This window comes from Methyloceanibacter sp. (genome assembly GCF_058506495.1).
In genome coordinates this window covers 1-18,085 of record NZ_JBZMXT010000013.1, presented here as the reverse complement: position 1 = coordinate 18,085, position 18,085 = coordinate 1, and the positions used below count along the sequence as shown (strand labels likewise).

The following is an 18,085-nucleotide window of genomic DNA, read 5'->3' as shown; positions in this document are numbered from 1 at the left end:
AGCGAACGGACGCGCATTTGTAGCACCCCAGCCTTCGTTAGATCCTAGTATCCGATCCCTTGCCTCCTGGGCCCCGCCCGATAAAGTCGCCCACCCGCCGCCCGAACAACATCAGGAGTGCTGTATTGCCCGGCTTTTTCGTCACAGGCACTGATACCGAGGTAGGCAAGACGCTCGCATCTGCATGGCTGCTGACGCAACTCGACGCCGTTTACTGGAAGCCAATTCAGGCGGGTACCGCGCCGACCACAGACTCGGCGACCGTACAGCACCTGGCGGAGCTTCCCGCTAGCCGTATCCTGCCGGAGGCCTACCTCCTACCCGAACCGATGGCCCCACACGAATCTGCGCGACGAGCGAACATTGTGCTGGACATGGAGAAGATTAAGTTGCCGCTGCAAGACAAGCTCGTCGTCGTGGAAGGCGCGGGCGGACTTATGGTACCAATTTGCGGCGGCGCCTTCATGATCGATCTGGCGGACTCTTTGGAACTGCCTATCATTCTTGTGGCCCGCTCAACGTTGGGGACCATCAATCATACTCTGCTGTCACTGGAAGCCATTCGCCGCCGCGGCCTGCCATTTGCAGGCGTGGTCATCAGCGGTCCTGAAACGCCGCATAATCGCGCGGCAATCGAACGTTTCGGACAAGTCGACGTACTTGCGGAGATTCCTTTCCTTGAGACCATCAACCGCGAGACGTTGAAGGCAATTACGCCCGAACTCGACCTCCTGAAGCTTGCAACGGGAAGACCGTGAACGAACATTCAAACCCACTGGGCTCACAGTCCGCAAAAGACATCGTCGCACGCGACAAGCGGCATGTTTGGCACCCCTACACGCAACACGGCATCGAAGTCGAACCACAAGTGATTGCACGCGCCCAAGGCGCATCATTGTTCGATGCAAGCGGCCGAGAAATCTTGGATATGATTTCGTCCTGGTGGACGTGCACGCACGGACACTCTCACCCCAAGATCAACGCAGCAATTGCGCGACAGGCGGAAACACTGGACCATGTCATGTTCGCGGGTTTTACCCATGCACCCGCAGCCGACTTAGCCGAGACGCTTGCCCGGCTGCTGCCCGGCGATCTCAATCGCGTTTTCTATACGGACGATGGCTCTACGGCGGTCGAAGCCGCAATCAAGATCGCGTACAAATCATGGGTCAATCGCGGGGAACAGCGCCGGACGCTGATTGCCTTCGACGGCGGTTATCATGGCGACACGCTGGGCGCCATGTCCGTTGGCCGCGGTTCGCAGATGTTTGGCGCCTTCAAGGACCTGATGTGCGACGTCCGCGTCGTGCCTTATCCTTATACGTTCGAGGGTGACGACGCAGCTGAGCAACGCGAGGCGGGTGCATTGTCCGCTCTCGAGTCTGTGTTGGCCAATCACAAGCAAAGCATCGCTGCGATGATTATCGAGCCAATGATGCAAGGCGCGGCCGGCATTCGTATCTGCCGCCCAAGCTTCCTGAAGCGCGTGGTCGAGATGGCGCGCGAGGCTCAAGTGCTCGTCATCTTCGACGAGGTCGCGACCGGTTTTGGGCGGACCGGCAAGTTGTTCGCAATGGAGCTTGCGGATGTGGTCCCCGATATCGCTTGCTTCTCCAAGGGCTTGACGGGGGGCTATATGGCGCTCGCGGCCACGGTCGTGCGTGACCGGCTGTTCGACATCTTTCTCGGGCACGACTTTGACCGTGCTTTGCCGCACGGGCATTCATTCACTGCAAATCCGCTGGCCTGTGCGGCGGCGCTCGCGGCACTCGACCTGTATGAGGAAGAGCACACCATGACGCGGATCGCCGAGATCAATGCGCATCACCAAACTATGCTCGATGTCTTGGCTACACGGCCTGACGTGATGAGGCAGCGAACCCTCGGCCCCGTCCTCGCTTTCGATATCGGTGACGATACGTCTTATCAATCAGAGTTGAGCTTGAGGCTCCGAGCTTGGTATCTGGCGAACGGTCTAAACATCCGGCCACTTGGCTCGACGATTTATCTGATGCCACCCTATTGCATTACGGATGAGGAACTCGCCCGCGCTTACGCTGGTATCATCGAAGGGCTCGACAAGGCTTCATCAGGCTCGCTTTAGACGCCCGTAGACAATGTGCCACGTCACCTGTCCACCAAAGCGGATGTTGGTAGCTCGGATTGCCTTACGAAGTTCGCCCGCCGAGAGAGGTTCGTAGCCATCGCGCGGATGAAGACCGCCAACAGCCTTCATGCGCCGTAAAAAGGACAGCGAGTCCCTGTCCGGTGCTAAGTGCTCCTCGTCGACAACGCCTGGCATCTCGGGCAGGTCAGGAATGCCGCACGGCAGACCCTCGGTAGCAAGGACGGTCCGCCACTCGGCGAAACAATGAGGTCCCGGCGTTGCGAATAGGAGCATGCCGCCAGGTGACAGTTGGCGGCGCAGACGCGCCAACGTAGCCGTCGGGTCGGGGAGCCAATGAAGCATCATGCTTGTGACGATGAGATCGAGGTTGTCGTAAGAAAATGGCGCTGTCGCATCCATCACCTCGAAGGATGCATTCTCAGCCGAAGCTTCTAAATTGCGCCTGCAAACCCCAATCATCCCCGGTGCGGCATCGGTCAAATACAGCTGGCCTCGTGGGTATTGCGAGACGAGGTGGCGGCTGAACAGACCCGTGCCACAGCCAAGTTCAAGAACCCTGGGCGCTGCAAGATCGGGCAGGTACTTCGCAAGCCGTGCAGCGATGCGGGCTTGCAGGCTTGCGTACTCGTCATACACCTCGGCCTTCGCGTCGAACTGCGCTGCGACAGCAGCGCTACGACGAGACAGAATTGGCGAATTTAATGACATGCGTGGCACACCACTCTGGAAACTTGTACGGCAAGACATGCCCACCTTCGGGCAACCAAACCACATTCTCCTTGCCCCATATGGTTTCGGTCATCGCTGGCGGGACGATGACATCGTCTTGGGTTGCAAGGCTAAGAATCGGACATCCAAGAGATTTCCTGGCGTCCTCTGCGTTCCACTGTATTAGCCAATCAAGCCCTTCACGCAAGCGGTCAGGGTTCAAGGCGGATGGCGATGCAAAGCCCGGCGCCCTGCAGGAGGTCCAAAAAGCCTCCATCGTACCGGCCGGATCGCGATCGATCCCTCGCCTCAAGGCTAGGACCCGGGACTTTGACACATGCGGGCAATAACGGTCGAAGCCTTGGATGGAGACTAGCCCGCGGAAGCGGGCTCCGCCCTGCTTCAGGAGCCACAGCACGCCGAGCGAATGTCCAATGGCCACGGCATCGTCCGGCCATTCCTGCCTGCCCGATGTGTCTCCACTTCCGATAAAGCCAAGATCGATTGCAGTCACTTCGGCATTGCCTAGCTGGGCAACCAGGGGCTGCCAGATCGATGGAGTAAATCCCCAGCCATGAACGAGAACGAGTTGCATCTACGTCGATGCCACATCAGTCAGGTGACGCGCCGAGGCCGCCAATGCCTCCGACAAGCCGTCCACATCCTCCGACCCATGGGCGGCAGTGAACACGCAGCGGACTCTCGATGTCCCCTGCGGCACTGTCGGGGGGCGGATCGCGGTCGCCCAGTATCCCGCTTGCCGCAGGGCCTCGCTCAGCCGAAGGGCTGCATCGGCGGTACCGGCGACCACGGGCACGATCTGGGTCGAGGAGCCCGCCGTCCCGTAGCCGAGCCCACGCGCCTCGCGGCGGAAATGGGCCGAGAGGTCCGCAACTCGTTTCCGCTCGTCGTCGAGTGACGGCAACAGGTCGAGTGCTGCATCGATTGCCCCTAAGACTTGCGGCGGAAGGGCCGTGGAGTAGATCAAAGCCCCGCAACGATTCACGAGATAGTCGCGCATGGTCTCAGAGCAAGCGACATAGGCCCCGAAACTTCCGAGGGCTTTTGAGAACGTGCCGATCACCAGATCGGCACCGTCGGAAAGTCCGCGGCCGCCCTCACCCAGAATGCCGGTGGCATGCGCATCGTCCACCACCAGCATCGCATCGTGTTCGCGGGCGAGCTTTGCGATTTCGGCGATGGGCGCTACATCGCCGTCCATGGAAAACACGCTCTCCGTCAGAATGAATTTCGGGCGCGGGTCGGTGGCATGCCGATCGAGGAGTTCGGCGAGATGCGCCGTGTCCAAGTGCCGATATCGGACTTGGCTGACGCCAGCGGCCTGACAACCGAAATGCATGCTGGCGTGGTTGAGGCGGTCGGCGAAAACAAGCGGCTCGGCGCCGATCACCGTCTTGTCGAAGAGCGCTTTCAGAACGCCGGCATTCGCCTGAAAGCCCGAGGCCATGACAAGCGCGGCCGGCTTATTTTTGAGCGCAGCGACCTTCCTCTCGATACGTACGAAAAGCTCCACATTGCCTGTAACGAGACGCGAGGCCCCAGAACCCGTTCCGAACTCCCTCGCCCAGGCGCAGGCCCGCTCGATCAGGGCCTCATGAAAACGCAAACCGAGATAGTCGTTACTCGCGAGATTGACATAGCGCCGGCCGCCGACCTCCAGAGTCCGCGCGTTCCTCGCCGCAACATCGGTGAGGTTCCGCCGCAGATTGTCCCGGCTCAGCTTCTCGAGGAAGGCCCCATATCGGCTTTCGCGTCCCCGCATGATCCTGTCTTAGCGGCAAATCCAGAATTGTACGAGCAACCTCAACTGGACGTTTGTTATCTCGATTGAAGCTAGGCGTGGCGCTTCGAGAGAAGGCGTGTGCTGTGAGGCGACCGAAGGCGTCGGCGAGGTCAAGTTTGAGGTCGCGTTCTGTCGACCCCGTTTTTGCAGCGCAGCAATTGGGTTCGTTTCGTAAAACAGCTTCTCCCGCGCGGCTCTGACGCGTCCGATGCTTAGGAGGGTTGCTCCTCCTGACTGAGGCGAACGCCCGGCCCCTTGCCGGCCCCCACGGCCATTGAACTCCACTTCCGAGTCGCTCCACCAAATCTAGTATTGTGTCCGTTTCTCGTCACTAATTGGAGTACTCAAATGGCAACCAACAAGCAGAGGGCAGCCACTCAGAGCGCCGCCGTTGATTTTTGGTCACACAGCGTGTTATTTGGGCCACGGTGATGGGTCTTCCCTCCCCATCACCTGGTTCCCCCCAAAGGAACCCGAAGAAGCCCCGCGACCCCCGTTCGGGGCTTCTTCTTTGTATCGAGTGTTCACGTGCTCATCTCGGGTTGGCCGACCCCGTCGAGAGGCTTGAGCCGCAGGGCTCAGCTTCTGCACCATCGCCAAGAGCTGATCGAGGTTGGCCTGATCGACCAGCAGCGTGACATTCCTGGGATCGAATTCTAGAATTTCAATGTTCTGGAGATCTTGACCCCTCAGGTCGAACGTCGTGCCCGAGTTGAGGTCGAGCTCCTGTGCGTCAAAGTCGCCGGCATCGGGGTCGAATGAATCACTAGCGGTCAAGTCAGTCGAATCTCCAACTTCGAAAAGATCCGCTCCGCTACCACCGGTAATCGTCTCTTGGCCACTGCCAAGGCGGAAGGCATTCCTGTCGTCGCCCTGGTCAGAGCCATGTGTCGCGTCGTTTGTAGCGCCGCTGGCATCGATTGTTGTGGTTGAGTTGTCACCAATATCGAAGTTAACCTCGACATTGTCCCAACTGACGACGAAGTTCGTGATGGAATTGTCGTCAAGCAAGAAGTTGGCTTCTGTCTCTACAAAGCTACTCATGAAATCTACGGAAGCGTTTTCGCGGAGGTCGAATTCGTTAGCCCCGCTGCGGCCGCTGCTAGAGCCCGAGCCGTTACTGACCGTGACCGTTGAAGTCGATCCCGCACCTATCTACAGTTGATTGATATCCTCGGCCTGAATCGAGACATTCGCATGAATCGGCAACCCAAAAGCAGGCGTTGCACCGACGATAACCAGTCGACACCGAGCACGCTGTTGCCGCCCTGCGATCCAATCACTAGAACGAAACAGGGTATGAACACGCTTGCAAGACGCATGTCTCTGAGCTGAAACGATAATCGACTGTTCTTCGCTAATCCTGTATTAGCGTTACCTCTAATTCTAAGGAATCAATGGCTTGGGGTCCCGTGACAGAAACGTTGGAAAGCTTGAGTCCTTTCAAGGGCCTAATTCGCCAGGCGGAACATGAGGGCGAACCGCGCGCCGCGATCCGCCATGACTGGCAAACATCCGAAATCGTGGACCTGCTGCAGTCGCCGTTGTTCGACCTGCTGGACCAGGCCCGCGCGATCAATCGCCGCTACCACGCGGATGGACAGGTCCAACTCGCAAGCCTGCTCTCGATAAAGACCGGCTCCTGCCCCGAAGACTGCAAGTACTGCCCGCAGTCAGCGCACTACGCGAAGGAGACGGGCCTAGATCGCGAGTCCCTGCTCGATGTGGACGACGTTCTCGCTAAAGCCAGGCTTGCCAAGGATGCGGGCGCAACACGTTTCTGCATGGGCGCTGCTTGGCGGCAGGTCAAAGATGGCCCGGACTTCGACAAGGTCTTGGATATGGTGCGCGGCGTCCGGGCCCTCGAGATGGAAGCATGCGTCACATTGGGCATGGTGACCAAAGACCAGGCGGACCGCCTCGCCGACGCGGGACTGACGGCCTACAACCACAATCTCGATACGTCGCCCGAGTTCTACAAAGAGATCATCACAACACGCACATATGAAGACAGACTGGAGACAATCGCCAATGTACGCAGCGCCGGCGTCGAGGTGTGTTGCGGCGGCATTATCGGCATGGGCGAGAGCATCGAGGATCGAGCACGTTTGCTACAGGAACTGGCCACACTGGAGCCACACCCGGAGAGCGTCCCAATCAATGCGCTCGTTCCGGTTCCCGGCACGCCTCTAGAAAGCCAGGCCCGGGTCGAACCACTTGAGCTCGTTCGCATGGTCGCGACCGCACGCATCCTGATGCCGACCTCGTTCGTGCGCCTCTCCGCCGGACGGGAGTCGTTGAATAAGGAGGCGCAGATCCTGTGTTTTCTTGCGGGCGCAAACTCAATCTTCTACGGCGACAAGCTATTGACCACTGCCAACAACGATGCGGCCGACGACCGGGCTCTCATTGCGGAGGCTGGCTTGAGGATCAAACCGGTCTGCGATTCTTAAGGGTGTCGCCACGCCCATGTCCCGCATCGTCTATGTGAACGGCGCCTTCGAGCCTGAAGAAGTCGCGAAGATTTCAGTCTTCGATCGGGGCTTTCTGTTCGGTGATGCCGTCTACGAGGTCACGGCTGTTCTCGACGGGAAGCTTGTGGACTTCGACGGGCATCTGGCGCGCCTCGACCGCTCTCTTGGTGAAATCCACATTCCCCGACCCATGCCGGACGAGGGTCTACGCGAACTGCATGAGACCCTTATCGCCGAGAACAGCGTCGATGAGGGAATCGTCTATCTGGAAATCAGCCGTGGGTCTGCTGAGCGCGACTTCGCCTATCCCGCCTCGCCGTCTCCGACGGTCGTGGCCTTCACGCAGACCCGTCCGCTTGTGAACCATCCCCAAGCAGAGACTGGTGTCACGGTAATCACAATTCCCGACATCCGCTGGAAGCGCCGGGACATCAAATCGACGTCTATGTTGGCTCAGGTAATGGGCAAACAAGAGGCCAAAGCCCGCGGCGCTTACGAAGCGTGGATGTTTGAGGATGGTGCCGTAACTGAGGGCACATCATCCTCGGCATTCATAATCGATGCGAACGGTGTGCTCCGAACTCAACCGCTGGGGCCGCAGATACTGCCTGGTGTGACACGCCGAGCGATCCTGAGATTGGCGCAAGAAGACGGCGTTGCCATCGAGGAACGCCCGTTTACCCTCGAAGAAGCTCACGACGCCCGCGAAGCCTTCTTAACAGCGGCATCCGCCTTTGTGCTGCCCGTCGTGACAATCGACGGTCACACCATCGGCACAGGAAAACCGGGGCCGATCGCACGCGCCTTTCGCCAATATTACATCGACGAGGCGCGCGCCTCGTTCAGCTGAGTGAGGCGCTTATGCGGCGTCAGCGCCGAGTAGTACTCCTTTGTGGTATTGTCGACGACGCAGGACAACCAGTCCTCGCTCCCGAATTTACAACCATGCCGCTTGCTCTGGATCAGAGCCATGATCGTGAACACTACGATTAGCAAAAGCAGAAGCCGCATCGATCCCTCACCACATTCTAACGACCCAACCGCACTGTAACCGACGACAATGAAGGGTATCGTCACAATCAAACTGGCAAAGCCTCAATCACGCAGATCGGCCGTTCGGTCTGCACGATGCGGCTCAGGCGAAAACCACATGATGCAAGAAGCTCAGCGAATTCATCCTTAGTCCGCTCTTTGCCGCCCACGGTGACGAGCAGCATCTCGATGTCGAGGATCTTTGCCGGGGACGGTTCGGGCTCATCGGTCACAACCATCTCGCACAGGAGCAAACGCCCATTCGACACGAGATTCTCGCGCACAAGGCTGAGAATCGTCCGGCAATGCTCATCGCTCCAATCGTGAATAATGTGCTTCATGATATATGCATCACATCCCTCTGGGACGCGCTCAAAGAAACTTCCGCTCTCAAAAGAAATGCGGTCTTCGCAACCGGAGAATTGCTCGCTCGTCACGGCGCCAACGATTTCGGCGCGATCGAATAGAACGCCGTGCATATTCGGATAGTGACGCAGAATCGACGCCAGCAACGCACCATGGCCACCGCCAACATCCGCGATACGCTCGATGCCACTGAAGTCATAGGCACTGACCACCGCATTCCCCGCCAAGGTCGAGGAACTTGTCATCGCCGACTGAAATGTCTTCAGTTCCTCCGGGTGCTCTGCAAGCACATCGAACACATGCTGCCCGTAGGCCTGGGTCACACCATCCACACCAGTGCGCAGAGAATCGGCAAAGTGCTCGTACGCTCGCGTCGTCCAGCGGTCGCCGAACATCATGGCAGTATAACGCATTGAACTCGGCGTCTCGGATCGCAGCAGCTCGCCCGCAGGCGTCAATGAGAACTTCCCGCCCTGCTCTTCCTTGAACACGCCCATCCCGGAAAGCAGCCGCATCACGCGGTAGAGCGAAGGCGCGTGAGCCCCGACCGTAGCTGCAATCTCCTCCACCGACATCGGCGTTGCGTTCATGTGGTCGGCCACACCAAGCTGCGCTACGGCCGAGAGACTGTAGGAGAGTTGCTTGCCGGAGAGAATTTGCCCGAGAATTTGCCGCGGATCGGGACTTTCCGTGTGGTCATCCGACATGAGCGCTTCCCTTTCTCTATCTAGCCAGGAACACCCTATCGCCTAAAGAGACGCCACGCAGTCAACTGCTTCACACAGCCCCGTGAAGCAGCGCGAGGTTCTGAGCACGTCGTTCTGACACAGCGTTATTGGCAATCCGCGCGGCCAGTTTCTACCTTCTAATCATGACAAGCCCAATCGCAATCTCGCAACCGGGGCACAAATTAGGAGATTCGAAAATGAAAGCCACAATGCTCGCTCTTGCTCTTCTCGCATCGTCTGGCGCACCTGTTCTGGCCGATGGTTTCCCGAACCCCTTCCAGACTAACTTTGATCGCTAAGCGATTGAGTTGAGAACAAGACCCCCCGGTCCCCCCTCCCTGGCCGGGGGTTTTTGTTTGCCTATTCGTCTTCGCGAAATGCTGTTGAGCGTTCCGGCTTGCGGTATCTCAATCGTAGAAAGATGTCAGGCCGCGAGGTCTGGCGGCACTAAACAACGCGCTCCTCGAGCCATTCTATTCTCATCAGCCGCAAACAATCTTGCGATGACCCGGCATGAATTTGCCTTGCTCAAGAACTGCGTCCTGACTGGTAGTGGCGCGGACTCGTGATCTGCCATTCTTTCGTAGCAGGAGGCTAGGCGCCTGTATCGCTCTGAGTCTTTTCCCATAAGTGTAGGCTGCGCCTCGTATGGTTAATTTGGCGTTAACACGCGTCCCATTGTACATCGATCTCGCCATGCCTCATTGCTGAGAGCCACACGGTGCTGAGGTGTCCGAGTGCTTTGGTGGGCGCACAAAAACTCGAACCTTGGACCCGCTGATAGGCTATCAGAGGGTCGGTAATTGTGCGTTGGGCGCCTAGGAACTCAGAGCGAGTCCATGAACTCCGGAAAACGACTGAGCGGCAATGTCCGCTTTTGGTAGCGAAATGGACATCAGCGCAACGGCACCCAATGTCTGCTTCTGACCCAAAGCGGACATGCTGCATTGCAGCTTGAGCCCAGGACTGCCTCGCTTAGACTGGGCAGCGCACAGGGCCGCTGAGATCTGCGGGCAGTACGAGAACTAGGCGATCCAATGCGAAGCGGGTCGGCGATGCTTGGTAGCAAAACAGAAGGGGTAGAGACCCGCCTTCAACTGACTAGCCTGCGGGGCATTTTGGTCGGGCTCGTTTTGCTCTTTCTCGTCTGTTTCGGGCTGTCGTGGTACCTCGTCGCGAATATCACTTCCTATGGCGAACGCATCCAACGTCAATCGATGATTGCTCTTGCCTCGGCGTCTGCAGCAACACTCGATGCAGAGTTGCTGAAAAGCCTTAAAGGGAGAATTGAGGATAAGAATAGTGCGGCGTTTTCGAACGTACGAAAACGACTACAGCGCATTCGCGCAGCTATTCAAGATTGCCGCTTTGCCTACGTAACATCCGCTCGAAAGAGTGACGTTGTTTTTCTGGCCGACGCTGAGCCGACGGACTCGCCCGATTACTCGCCGCCAGGCCAAGTCTACGACGAAGCATCAGACATACATCGCAGTGTCTTTTTGACCAAGGAGCCCGCTGTTGATGGGCCTTACACCGATCGGTGGGGGACCTGGGTCTCGGGGCTCGCACCGATCGTAGATCCAGAGTCTGGGAAGGTGGTCGCCGTCCTTGGCTTCGATATAAGTGCCAAAGATTGGGAGGCGATGATCGGGCGCTTCCGCTGGGCAGCACTCACCATTAGCGGACTTGTCACCGTGGCGGTGATGCTGTTGGGCCTGTTTGGCTTAATGCAATACCAACGCGCCACCGAAAGAAAAAAAGCAGCGCTGGAGCTTGTCACCGCGAAGAAGAAGGCAGAGGCAGCTAGCGAGGCCAAGTCCAAGTTTCTTGCCACGATAAGTCACGAGGTTCGCACGCCGCTGAATGGTGTGATCGGCATACTCGGAATGCTGAAAGATACCGGTCTCACGGAAGAGCAGGAGAGGCTTCTTAAGACGGGGCGCCAATCCAGCCAGTCCCTGCTGGGGCTGATCAACGATATCCTGGACTTCTCCAAGCTTGAAGCGGGTAAACTAAGCCTGCAGACCGGATCATTCAGCACCGAAGAAATCATTAAATCCGTATACAGCCTCATTGGCCCGCGGGCCCAGTCCAAAGGGCTGGAAGTGAGCTACAACATCGATCCCGAAGTGCCGCCCGTTCTGATTGGTGACCCGGATCGTTTAGGACAGGTTCTTATGAATCTCGCCTGGAATGCGGTGAAGTTCACGTTGTCCGGCTTCGTGAAGCTAAATCTGGAATTGGCCGACACGAGCCAGGATCCGCCGGTATACCGGTTCTCCGTTGTAGACAGCGGCGGCGGTATTCCCAAGGACAAGCAAGAAGACGTCTTCTCGGAATTCGAAACGTTGGATGCTGGCTACTCGCGGAAGTTTGGCGGAACGGGATTAGGCCTTGCGATCTGTAAGGCGCTTGTCACGGCGATGGGTGGCCGTATCGGCGTCCACAGCGAGGAAGGCATTGGTTCGACATTTTGGTTTGAAGTAGCCATGGAGACGGGTCAGTCACGCCTAGTCCCGACGGAAGAAAACGACGACCACCTCCCGGTGACATCAGCTATCGCGGGCACTCATATCCTTGTCGCCGAGGATGTCGCTACCAACCAGCTCATCGTTGCCGATATGCTGGAGCGTATGGGTTGTACCGTGGATGTAGTCTCGGACGGAACCGAAGCCGTCCGCAGCCTGGACCAGCGGAGCTATGATGCAATTCTAATGGACGTATCTATGCCGGAAATGGATGGCGTCGAGGCCACAAAGATCGTCCGTGCGCGTGATGACGAGCACGCCGCCACTCCGATCATTGGCGTAACGGCTTATGCATTTGACGAGGACCGGGAGAAGCTCCTGGCGGCGGGCATGAACGATGTGGTGTCCAAGCCGATATCGCGATCGACTTTGTATCAAAGCCTTTGCCGACAAATTGTTCCAAGCCAGGCGGCGTCAGTGGAAGGAGTTGGTCCCGCCCATGGCGGCAATAACTCTGCAGTGGGCTAGTGGAACCTAACGGTCGGCTGATGTCCGCTATTGGCACTTAGCGGACATCAATCTGGATGCGGCGAATGTCCGCTTTTGGGAGTAAAGCGGACATTGTCTCGCGCTGACGGCACGCACGCCTCAGTTCGCCCCCAACAGCCCAGGCAGCTTAGCAACACTCACAGGGATACGCCGCGCCTCATCAAAGGTCAGAACCTGCGCTATGTCAGCGTCTGCTTTTCATGCTCGCTGCCCTCAGCGCTTGATAGGTCGGAGAGTTGGCGGTCACGTTTTCCTCACCACTCAGAAGGTTCACCTTGCCTTGCGTGAGTAGCCGCTGAGCCAGAGTTTCAAGTTCTGACCAGTGGCTCTCCACTAGTTGTCGCGTCTCGCAGACCATCTCGTTGATGAGGGCTTCGGCTTGATCAGCATTCTGGTTGCAAGCCAGGAGAGCAAGCTTCTTTGCCATCAAGCGGTCTTCGATATCGCCCCAACTCTTGCGACCTAGGTGAAAGCCTTCAGAGAGGCTGGCCGCCATGAGTACTTTCAGTGCGTCTTCAATCTTACTGCCACGGCCTACGACCATCGGGTCTTCGCAGCAAACATGACCTAGCCGGTCACCGTCGGGAATTATCGTGACATAAAGGCACGCGTAACCAAGCTTCATCGAGATCAGTGCGTGCCCGGCTTCATGATACGCGATGGCTTCTCGTTTATCCGTCATGCAAATGCTCAACTGAATATCGGCGCTCAATCATATCGATCACCTTGTGGTCCGGCCCGATGTAGCCCTGGATCAAGCCCTTCGCTGTCTCGCGTGCTTTATCGTCGTCTGTCATAGGAAGCCCCTCTGTGCTTCCCCCCGCGCAGGCTAAGTGTGGCCCCCTGCGTGGCCTTAGACTTAATCAATCCTCAATTCAAACACAGTGAAACGGTCAAAGGCGCGCCGAGTGAGGTGCAACACCTAGTCATTGGAGGTTACGACCATGCACGCGACCGTAACGCTCGACCAGTTTGAGGTCCGAGATGGTTTGGTCTTACACAAACCGACCGAAGCAGAATTTACGCCGCATCCTAAGCGCGAAGATTCTGTCCTCGGTTGGACGGGCCGGATTAGGGAGAATGTTTTCTGGAAAGAGAAACACTTTCGACAGCCACCGACTCTCAGCGGCAAGCACCGCATCTGGCACTCCGCCCTTGTCGCAACGGATGGGACCGAGCGCCTCTCGCGTGCCGTCCGATCTGACAACAGCGAGGTTGCGCGTAAATAGCTGGGGGCGACAACTCCGCCAGTTGAACAACATTCACCGCTGGGCGCCGCGCTAGTAGCCACTGGTCATACGTTCATATGAGGTACACCGTTTTCGATATCAGCCTTCTTCGTACGGTCCTCCCGGTGGGGGCGCAGGCGGCACGGTCTTAGGCTTGGTGACACCTTCCACGGCCTTTGATGTTCTCTTAGCCGCTGGCGAGTGCGGCCCTCGTTGGGTTCTTTCCGACATGGGCGCAAGCGGCACGGTTTCGGGCTCGGCCACCCGTTTCGCGGCCTTTGGTGTTTTCTTAGCCGCTGGCGAGTGCGGCCCTCGTTGCGTTTTCTCCGACATGTCTCACTCCCAAAAACTCCAGCAGCTCTACAACATTCGCAGCAATGCGGCGCGCCTCATCGAAGGTCAGCACCTTGGCTGTTTTGGCTTCGGCGCGCTCAGCTTACCACGGTGCCATTGGTCGCCAGCGGGATGGAGTTCACGCGACCGCCGAGTCAACGGAGTTTTATTGCCGTAGGGTCGTAATCTGGAAGAACCGTTCGATCCACTTCCCGTCACGCTTCACCAAAGTCTCGTTGACAAATGCACGTGTTGGAAGGGGCTTGCCTTTGAAGCTTCCCTTCAGGTCAGCAATGAAGGTCCGCAACGCCACATCAGGCGAGAGCAACACGATGGACGGTTTGCCCACAATGGTCTGCCCGTAGTCAAGTTCTGAGAGCGAGGCAATCTGATCGGCAACGGATTGCGGTCCATCGTAGTAAGGCGTGACGGTAACGTGGTCGGGCGTCATGAGAGATTTAATTGCCCCAACGTCCCTTTTGGCGAACGCCTCATCCAGCGCGTCAGAGGAAGCATTGATCGCTGCAAAGGTTTCGGCGTCGCTCGCATTTACGCCAGAGCCCCCAACTGACGCAAAGAGCCAAATACCCAGAACGGCGGTAGCTATTATTCGCATGTGAGCCTTCCCTCATGGACGGGTTATTGCCCGTCAAGCCTGCGCCTGCTCGGCCGACTAGGGTGTCGGCAACTGGCACGGCGACGTCATGAAAGCCTCCCTCATTGGCTCCCTGCAAGATTCAAGATGCCAAAAGTTCACGGCGACGGCGAGAGGCAGCCGCTCAGAAAAGCCAATTATGACATGAGGAAGCCTGATACAGGTAAGGGCGGCTCGAAAGCCGCCCTCCCTGACATCCATCTCTGGACGTCGCGCCCCACCCGAAGGTGCGGCGTAGTGATAGTCCACTACTAAAGGCATCGGCTGTCAATCTTGCGCCGCAGCAAAAGCTAGGCCGCCCCGGGGCATCCGGCAGGCGTGCGGGCAAAATAAAGCCCCGCACGGGGGGGAGCGGGGCTCTTGGTTCCGTTTGGGGGGAACCATGGATGAGGGGACATCCGACGGATGGAGGGAACATCCGTAGCTTTCATATTGGGTCTAGCCCCAATGGTTCAAGAGCGTCCCGTTAACTTTTTTTGGGCCAGCCCAAACTTTGCCCAGTTTGGGAACTCTCATTACTAAATCGACTCCGGGGGGAATCGAGGGAAACGGGGGGAGCCTGGCCTTTATGGCTAGGCTTCTTCTGCTTTAACGACCACCCCCACGAACTCCGGCAGCTTCGCAACATCCACGGCAATGCCGCATGCCTGAACGTGCGAGCCCATGCCTAAACTTGTCGATACCTCATTCACGGTTAATCAACCCGGCTGGGGTTCTCTGGGCGTATGGATATAAAGACTAGCCAACGGAGCGAGCGTGCAGCCTGCTTTCAGAAGATCGCTGAGGACCCCAGTACGCGTCCAGAAGTTCGGGCATGGTTCGCTCAGCAGGCTCACATACTTGGCCTGAAGGCCAAATTCGCGGAGCCTCACGATAGGCAAGCCAGCAGACACTAATCGATCTAGCTTGGGAGTAATTTCCGTGTGCGTTGCCCCGACAGGTGCGCGTCCCAGAGCGTCTGCACCAGCGTCGCGTACAACGCCTTCATGTCGATGACCTTGTGGTCCGGCCCGATGTAGCTCTGGATTAGCCCTTCCTCTGCAAGAGCAAGGCGCCTTGAAGCGTCCGCGCCTCGTCGAAGTTGAGCACCTCGGCGATGTCGGCTTCGGCCTCCCTAATCGTCTTTAGCCAGAGCGTGAGCCGGGTGCCGTGTGTCGCCGCGTCGGTTGGAACGGCGAACATACATGATAGCGGCCTCTGGTCGCTCCGCTTTCACTTTAAGTGCCGCTATGAGCGCGTCTTCAGCATCGACGACGATTCGGTCCGCCTTGTCATCGGATCGAAGTCCAACAGTGAACTGCCACGACATTTTTTTCCTTCCTAGATTTTGAGATTGGTCTCAGGAGTTGTTCTGCGTGATCGGGATTTCCCTCGCTAATTCATTCAAGGCATCGTTCAAGGTCGGCCCGCGCTCGAAGGGCACCCGAGTGAGCTAATAGCAACTGCAATCAGAGACTTTCGAGTGACATGGTTAGGTTGCCTTCCACTCCGGTTCACTCAGTCCCTAACAACTCCGGCATCGTAGAGCATTTACGGCAATGCGCTGCACTTCATCGACGATAAACGCGTTAATTGTGTTACCGTGTATTTGCGACTCGCGAGCAACTGCCGATCTCGTCCGTGTGGTTTTCATTGTCAGTCCAGCCAAGGAAGCACGTTCGAGACCGTTCTATGGCGCAGAGAAAACTTTTCTAAGGGGAGAGAGCGATGGCAACGGCGAAGAAACTTACGCCCGGTCAGAAAGCGGCGCAAACGCGGAAGCGCCGCGCAGCAGCGCGCAAGGCAGCAGCGACCCGCAAACGTCGGGCTACCGCTGCCAAGGCCGCAGCCACACGGAAGAAGAATAAGGCTTTAGCAGCGCGCAAGACTGCCGCTCGTAAGAAGGCCGCTTAGTGGAAATAGGAGAACCTAGGCAATGCTCAAAGCTATGTAATGCCTCGTTCACTTCGCTGCTTCCCTAAGCGCCTGCACCAGCGCCGCGTAGAACGCTTTCATGTCAATGACCTTGTGGTCTGGACCGATGTTGGTGCGCTCTTGCGGACTTCTCACTTTTGTATCCAGCAACCGGATGTATCAAAGATGTGCTGGCTGAAGCAGATGTCTGGTATGTCCTCTGTATCAAGTGGCTCGAAGCCCGCTGCCGCCATACACGCGAGTATGTAATCAGCGTCTTGGCTCTTATCAGTCTCGGCTCTGCACTCCGCCATCGACTGCCGCCAAGCCTTTTCATCGGGGGCTTTAGGAGTGTCGTCACAGCCGAACAAAGCCAACGTCAGAGCAATCATTGCGGCTCGGCGCATTGAGCCTATCCTCTTGAACGCAGCAGCCCCGGCAGCCTAGCAACATTCACAGCAATACGCCGAGCCTCGTCAAAGGTCAGGACCTTGGCGATCTCGGCTTGGTCCCTGGTGTCTCTCGCGTAGATGTAGGCCAGCGCCTGCCCAGTGGCGTCCAGCACCTTGTAGCCGCCCGTTATCTGTCCGACTTGCTCTTGTTCCGAAGCACGACCAAGCGTCACTCTTTCGCTGCATTTTCTCGCCGCTCAATCTCCCTGGCCAGCCGGACCCGTAAAGAATCCGGAAGCTCTATGCCTGTCAGCTTCCACTGCCAGTCTCGGAGGCTGAGCCGAAGCCCATACTGATCGGCTCGTGCCTTGTCGGGTGGAAGATAGATATAAAAGTTTCTGATGTCGTTCCGTGAATTCCACCAGACATCCCACGCATTTCGCCATGAAGAATTCGAGAAGGGTGCATCTGGTAACGAAATCTCGTTACCCTTGCCGGTATCGCCTTTGATGAGAATATTCATCAACGATTCTGCATTGAGATATTTGGCGATGATCGGGTCAGCAAGCATTAGAACGAAGCCGGTTGGAACACCCCCGAACGTACGCTTTTGCTTGCCTGTAAGGCTCTGGTATTCCTTGACGACCTGCTCCGCAAGCGATTGGCGTAATCGGGGAAAGTCCACGCGCTCTTCGAGAGCCGCGGCATCCCTGGACTGGACCGCCGCAGCAAGCCGGTAGAATCCAATGAATGGTGAAAATGCGAAGGCCACCCAAAGGAGTACTCCGACCAAGAGAATCAATAGCGAGATTCTCATACGCAATGCCGAGTTTTCATGGTTGGTTGCCTCAATGCTTCCGCATGGCTGCAGTGTCGTAGAGGTGAAACCTAGCAGCTAGGTCATTTGGTTTGTCGTCTAGGTTATGGGTCCCCTATTTCTTGACCCCAGCGGGTATTTCGCGGCTCCTTACTCCTTACATAAGTCTACTTCGACCATCATGCGGAGTACCCGATCTTGTCGGACATTTAGGTTAGTAGGTTTTTTGGCCAGCAAGAGCGAGTCTGAGCAGCGTGCACGTCGAGTACTTGTTCATAGACAATATGTTCTCAAGCAAAGCCCTTCCAACAAAGAAACGCCCCTATCGTGATGACGAGTACTCCGCTGATAAGAAGAACCTCCGGCCACCCAGCCACCATTTTGCGGGCGAGATCTTCGACCTGTTGAGGAATAATGATGCGCAAACTGCCACGGACGATCATCAGCCAGCCGACAATGGTGATGATCACCGGCCAGTCCCACACCCAGACATTATGGGTGAGTACAAT

At 57.3% G+C, this 18,085-nt stretch carries 20 protein-coding genes and 1 pseudogene; 7 read left to right on the top strand and 14 right to left on the bottom strand.

Features of this window, described 5'->3' with window-relative positions; all coding sequences use genetic code 11:
• Positions 1-125: 125 nt before the first annotated feature.
• Positions 126-758 carry a dethiobiotin synthase gene (gene bioD / locus AC33YF_RS04440; RefSeq protein ID WP_491775993.1) on the top strand — a complete coding sequence of 211 codons (633 nt, stop codon included), beginning with the start codon at positions 126-128 and terminating at the stop codon, positions 756-758.
• Positions 755-2,104 (top strand): adenosylmethionine--8-amino-7-oxononanoate transaminase, encoded by a 1,350-nt coding sequence (gene bioA, locus AC33YF_RS04435; RefSeq protein ID WP_491775992.1) that lies wholly within the window; start codon positions 755-757, stop codon positions 2,102-2,104. The genes bioD and bioA overlap by 4 nt, the downstream gene beginning before the upstream one ends.
• Here the strand turns inward: bioA and AC33YF_RS04430 are convergent.
• From AC33YF_RS04430 to AC33YF_RS04415, 4 genes are all read right to left on the bottom strand, one after another.
• The gene (locus AC33YF_RS04430; protein WP_491775991.1) at positions 2,090-2,836 is read right to left on the bottom strand and encodes a methyltransferase domain-containing protein; all 747 of its coding nucleotides are present in this window, start codon (positions 2,834-2,836) and stop codon (positions 2,090-2,092) included. The genes bioA and AC33YF_RS04430 overlap by 15 nt on opposite strands.
• Positions 2,802-3,431, bottom strand: coding sequence for an alpha/beta fold hydrolase (locus tag AC33YF_RS04425; RefSeq protein ID WP_491775990.1), 630 nt, complete (start codon positions 3,429-3,431; stop codon positions 2,802-2,804). Before AC33YF_RS04425 ends, AC33YF_RS04430 begins: the two co-directional genes overlap by 35 nt.
• On the bottom strand, positions 3,432-4,619 hold the full coding sequence (locus AC33YF_RS04420) for an aminotransferase class I/II-fold pyridoxal phosphate-dependent enzyme (protein ID WP_491775989.1): 1,188 nt from the start codon (positions 4,617-4,619) through the stop codon (positions 3,432-3,434).
• Positions 4,620-5,054: 435 nt separating this feature from the next.
• Complete coding sequence (locus AC33YF_RS04415) at positions 5,055-5,684, bottom strand: hypothetical protein (protein WP_491775988.1); 630 nt, start codon at positions 5,682-5,684, stop codon at positions 5,055-5,057.
• Positions 5,685-6,037: 353 nt separating this feature from the next.
• On the opposite strand from AC33YF_RS04415, the gene bioB reads away from it, so the two are divergent.
• Entirely contained in the window at positions 6,038-7,093 is a 1,056-nt protein-coding gene (gene bioB, locus AC33YF_RS04410) for a biotin synthase BioB (protein ID WP_491775987.1), read from the top strand.
• Between the two features lie 16 nt (positions 7,094-7,109).
• Entirely contained in the window at positions 7,110-7,964 is an 855-nt protein-coding gene (locus AC33YF_RS04405) for a D-amino-acid transaminase (RefSeq protein WP_491775986.1), read from the top strand.
• Here the strand turns inward: AC33YF_RS04405 and AC33YF_RS04400 are convergent.
• Both AC33YF_RS04400 and AC33YF_RS04395 read right to left on the bottom strand, forming a co-directional pair.
• On the bottom strand, positions 7,931-8,125 hold the full coding sequence (locus tag AC33YF_RS04400) for a hypothetical protein (RefSeq protein ID WP_491775985.1): 195 nt from the start codon (positions 8,123-8,125) through the stop codon (positions 7,931-7,933). The genes AC33YF_RS04405 and AC33YF_RS04400 overlap by 34 nt on opposite strands.
• 68 nt (positions 8,126-8,193) lie before the next feature.
• Positions 8,194-9,219 (bottom strand): methyltransferase, encoded by a 1,026-nt coding sequence (locus AC33YF_RS04395; protein ID WP_491775984.1) that lies wholly within the window; start codon positions 9,217-9,219, stop codon positions 8,194-8,196.
• A gap of 1,058 nt (positions 9,220-10,277) precedes the next feature.
• On the opposite strand from AC33YF_RS04395, the gene AC33YF_RS04390 reads away from it, so the two are divergent.
• Positions 10,278-12,236 carry a response regulator gene (locus AC33YF_RS04390; RefSeq protein ID WP_491775983.1) on the top strand — a complete coding sequence of 653 codons (1,959 nt, stop codon included), beginning with the start codon at positions 10,278-10,280 and terminating at the stop codon, positions 12,234-12,236.
• Between the two features lie 205 nt (positions 12,237-12,441).
• Here the strand turns inward: AC33YF_RS04390 and AC33YF_RS04385 are convergent, their stop codons facing one another.
• Together AC33YF_RS04385 and AC33YF_RS04380 are read right to left on the bottom strand one after the other, a co-directional pair.
• Positions 12,442-12,939 carry a hypothetical protein gene (locus tag AC33YF_RS04385; protein ID WP_491775982.1) on the bottom strand — a complete coding sequence of 166 codons (498 nt, stop codon included), beginning with the start codon at positions 12,937-12,939 and terminating at the stop codon, positions 12,442-12,444.
• Positions 12,929-13,054: a hypothetical protein gene (locus AC33YF_RS04380; RefSeq protein WP_491775981.1), complete on the bottom strand. Its 126-nt coding sequence runs from the start codon at positions 13,052-13,054 to the stop codon at positions 12,929-12,931. The genes AC33YF_RS04385 and AC33YF_RS04380 overlap by 11 nt, the downstream gene beginning before the upstream one ends.
• Positions 13,055-13,201: 147 nt before the next feature.
• On the opposite strand from AC33YF_RS04380, the gene AC33YF_RS04375 reads away from it, so the two are divergent.
• On the top strand, positions 13,202-13,486 hold the full coding sequence (locus tag AC33YF_RS04375) for a hypothetical protein (protein ID WP_491775980.1): 285 nt from the start codon (positions 13,202-13,204) through the stop codon (positions 13,484-13,486).
• A gap of 499 nt (positions 13,487-13,985) precedes the next feature.
• Here AC33YF_RS04375 and AC33YF_RS04370 read toward each other — a convergent pair whose 3' ends face one another.
• Both AC33YF_RS04370 and AC33YF_RS04365 read right to left on the bottom strand, forming a co-directional pair.
• On the bottom strand, positions 13,986-14,435 hold the full coding sequence (locus tag AC33YF_RS04370; RefSeq protein ID WP_491775979.1) for a nuclear transport factor 2 family protein: 450 nt from the start codon (positions 14,433-14,435) through the stop codon (positions 13,986-13,988).
• A 1,065-nt stretch (positions 14,436-15,500) separates the two neighbouring features.
• Positions 15,501-15,656, bottom strand: a complete 156-nt coding sequence (locus tag AC33YF_RS04365; RefSeq protein ID WP_491775978.1) for a hypothetical protein — start codon at positions 15,654-15,656, stop codon at positions 15,501-15,503.
• A gap of 525 nt (positions 15,657-16,181) precedes the next feature.
• Between AC33YF_RS04365 and AC33YF_RS04360 the strand changes: the two genes are divergently transcribed.
• Complete coding sequence (locus AC33YF_RS04360; RefSeq protein ID WP_491775977.1) at positions 16,182-16,367, top strand: hypothetical protein; 186 nt, start codon at positions 16,182-16,184, stop codon at positions 16,365-16,367.
• A 152-nt stretch (positions 16,368-16,519) separates the two neighbouring features.
• Here AC33YF_RS04360 and AC33YF_RS04355 read toward each other — a convergent pair whose 3' ends face one another.
• The 4 genes and pseudogenes from AC33YF_RS04355 to AC33YF_RS04340 all read right to left on the bottom strand — a co-directional run.
• Complete coding sequence (locus AC33YF_RS04355) at positions 16,520-16,774, bottom strand: hypothetical protein (protein ID WP_491775976.1); 255 nt, start codon at positions 16,772-16,774, stop codon at positions 16,520-16,522.
• Positions 16,775-16,779: 5 nt separating this feature from the next.
• Complete coding sequence (locus AC33YF_RS04350; protein ID WP_491775975.1) at positions 16,780-16,992, bottom strand: hypothetical protein; 213 nt, start codon at positions 16,990-16,992, stop codon at positions 16,780-16,782.
• Complete coding sequence (locus AC33YF_RS04345) at positions 16,989-17,576, bottom strand: DUF2939 domain-containing protein (protein WP_491775974.1); 588 nt, start codon at positions 17,574-17,576, stop codon at positions 16,989-16,991. Before AC33YF_RS04345 ends, AC33YF_RS04350 begins: the two co-directional genes overlap by 4 nt.
• Positions 17,577-17,866: 290 nt before the next feature.
• Positions 17,867-18,085, bottom strand: a pseudogene (locus AC33YF_RS04340) (hypothetical protein); the annotation flags it as partial.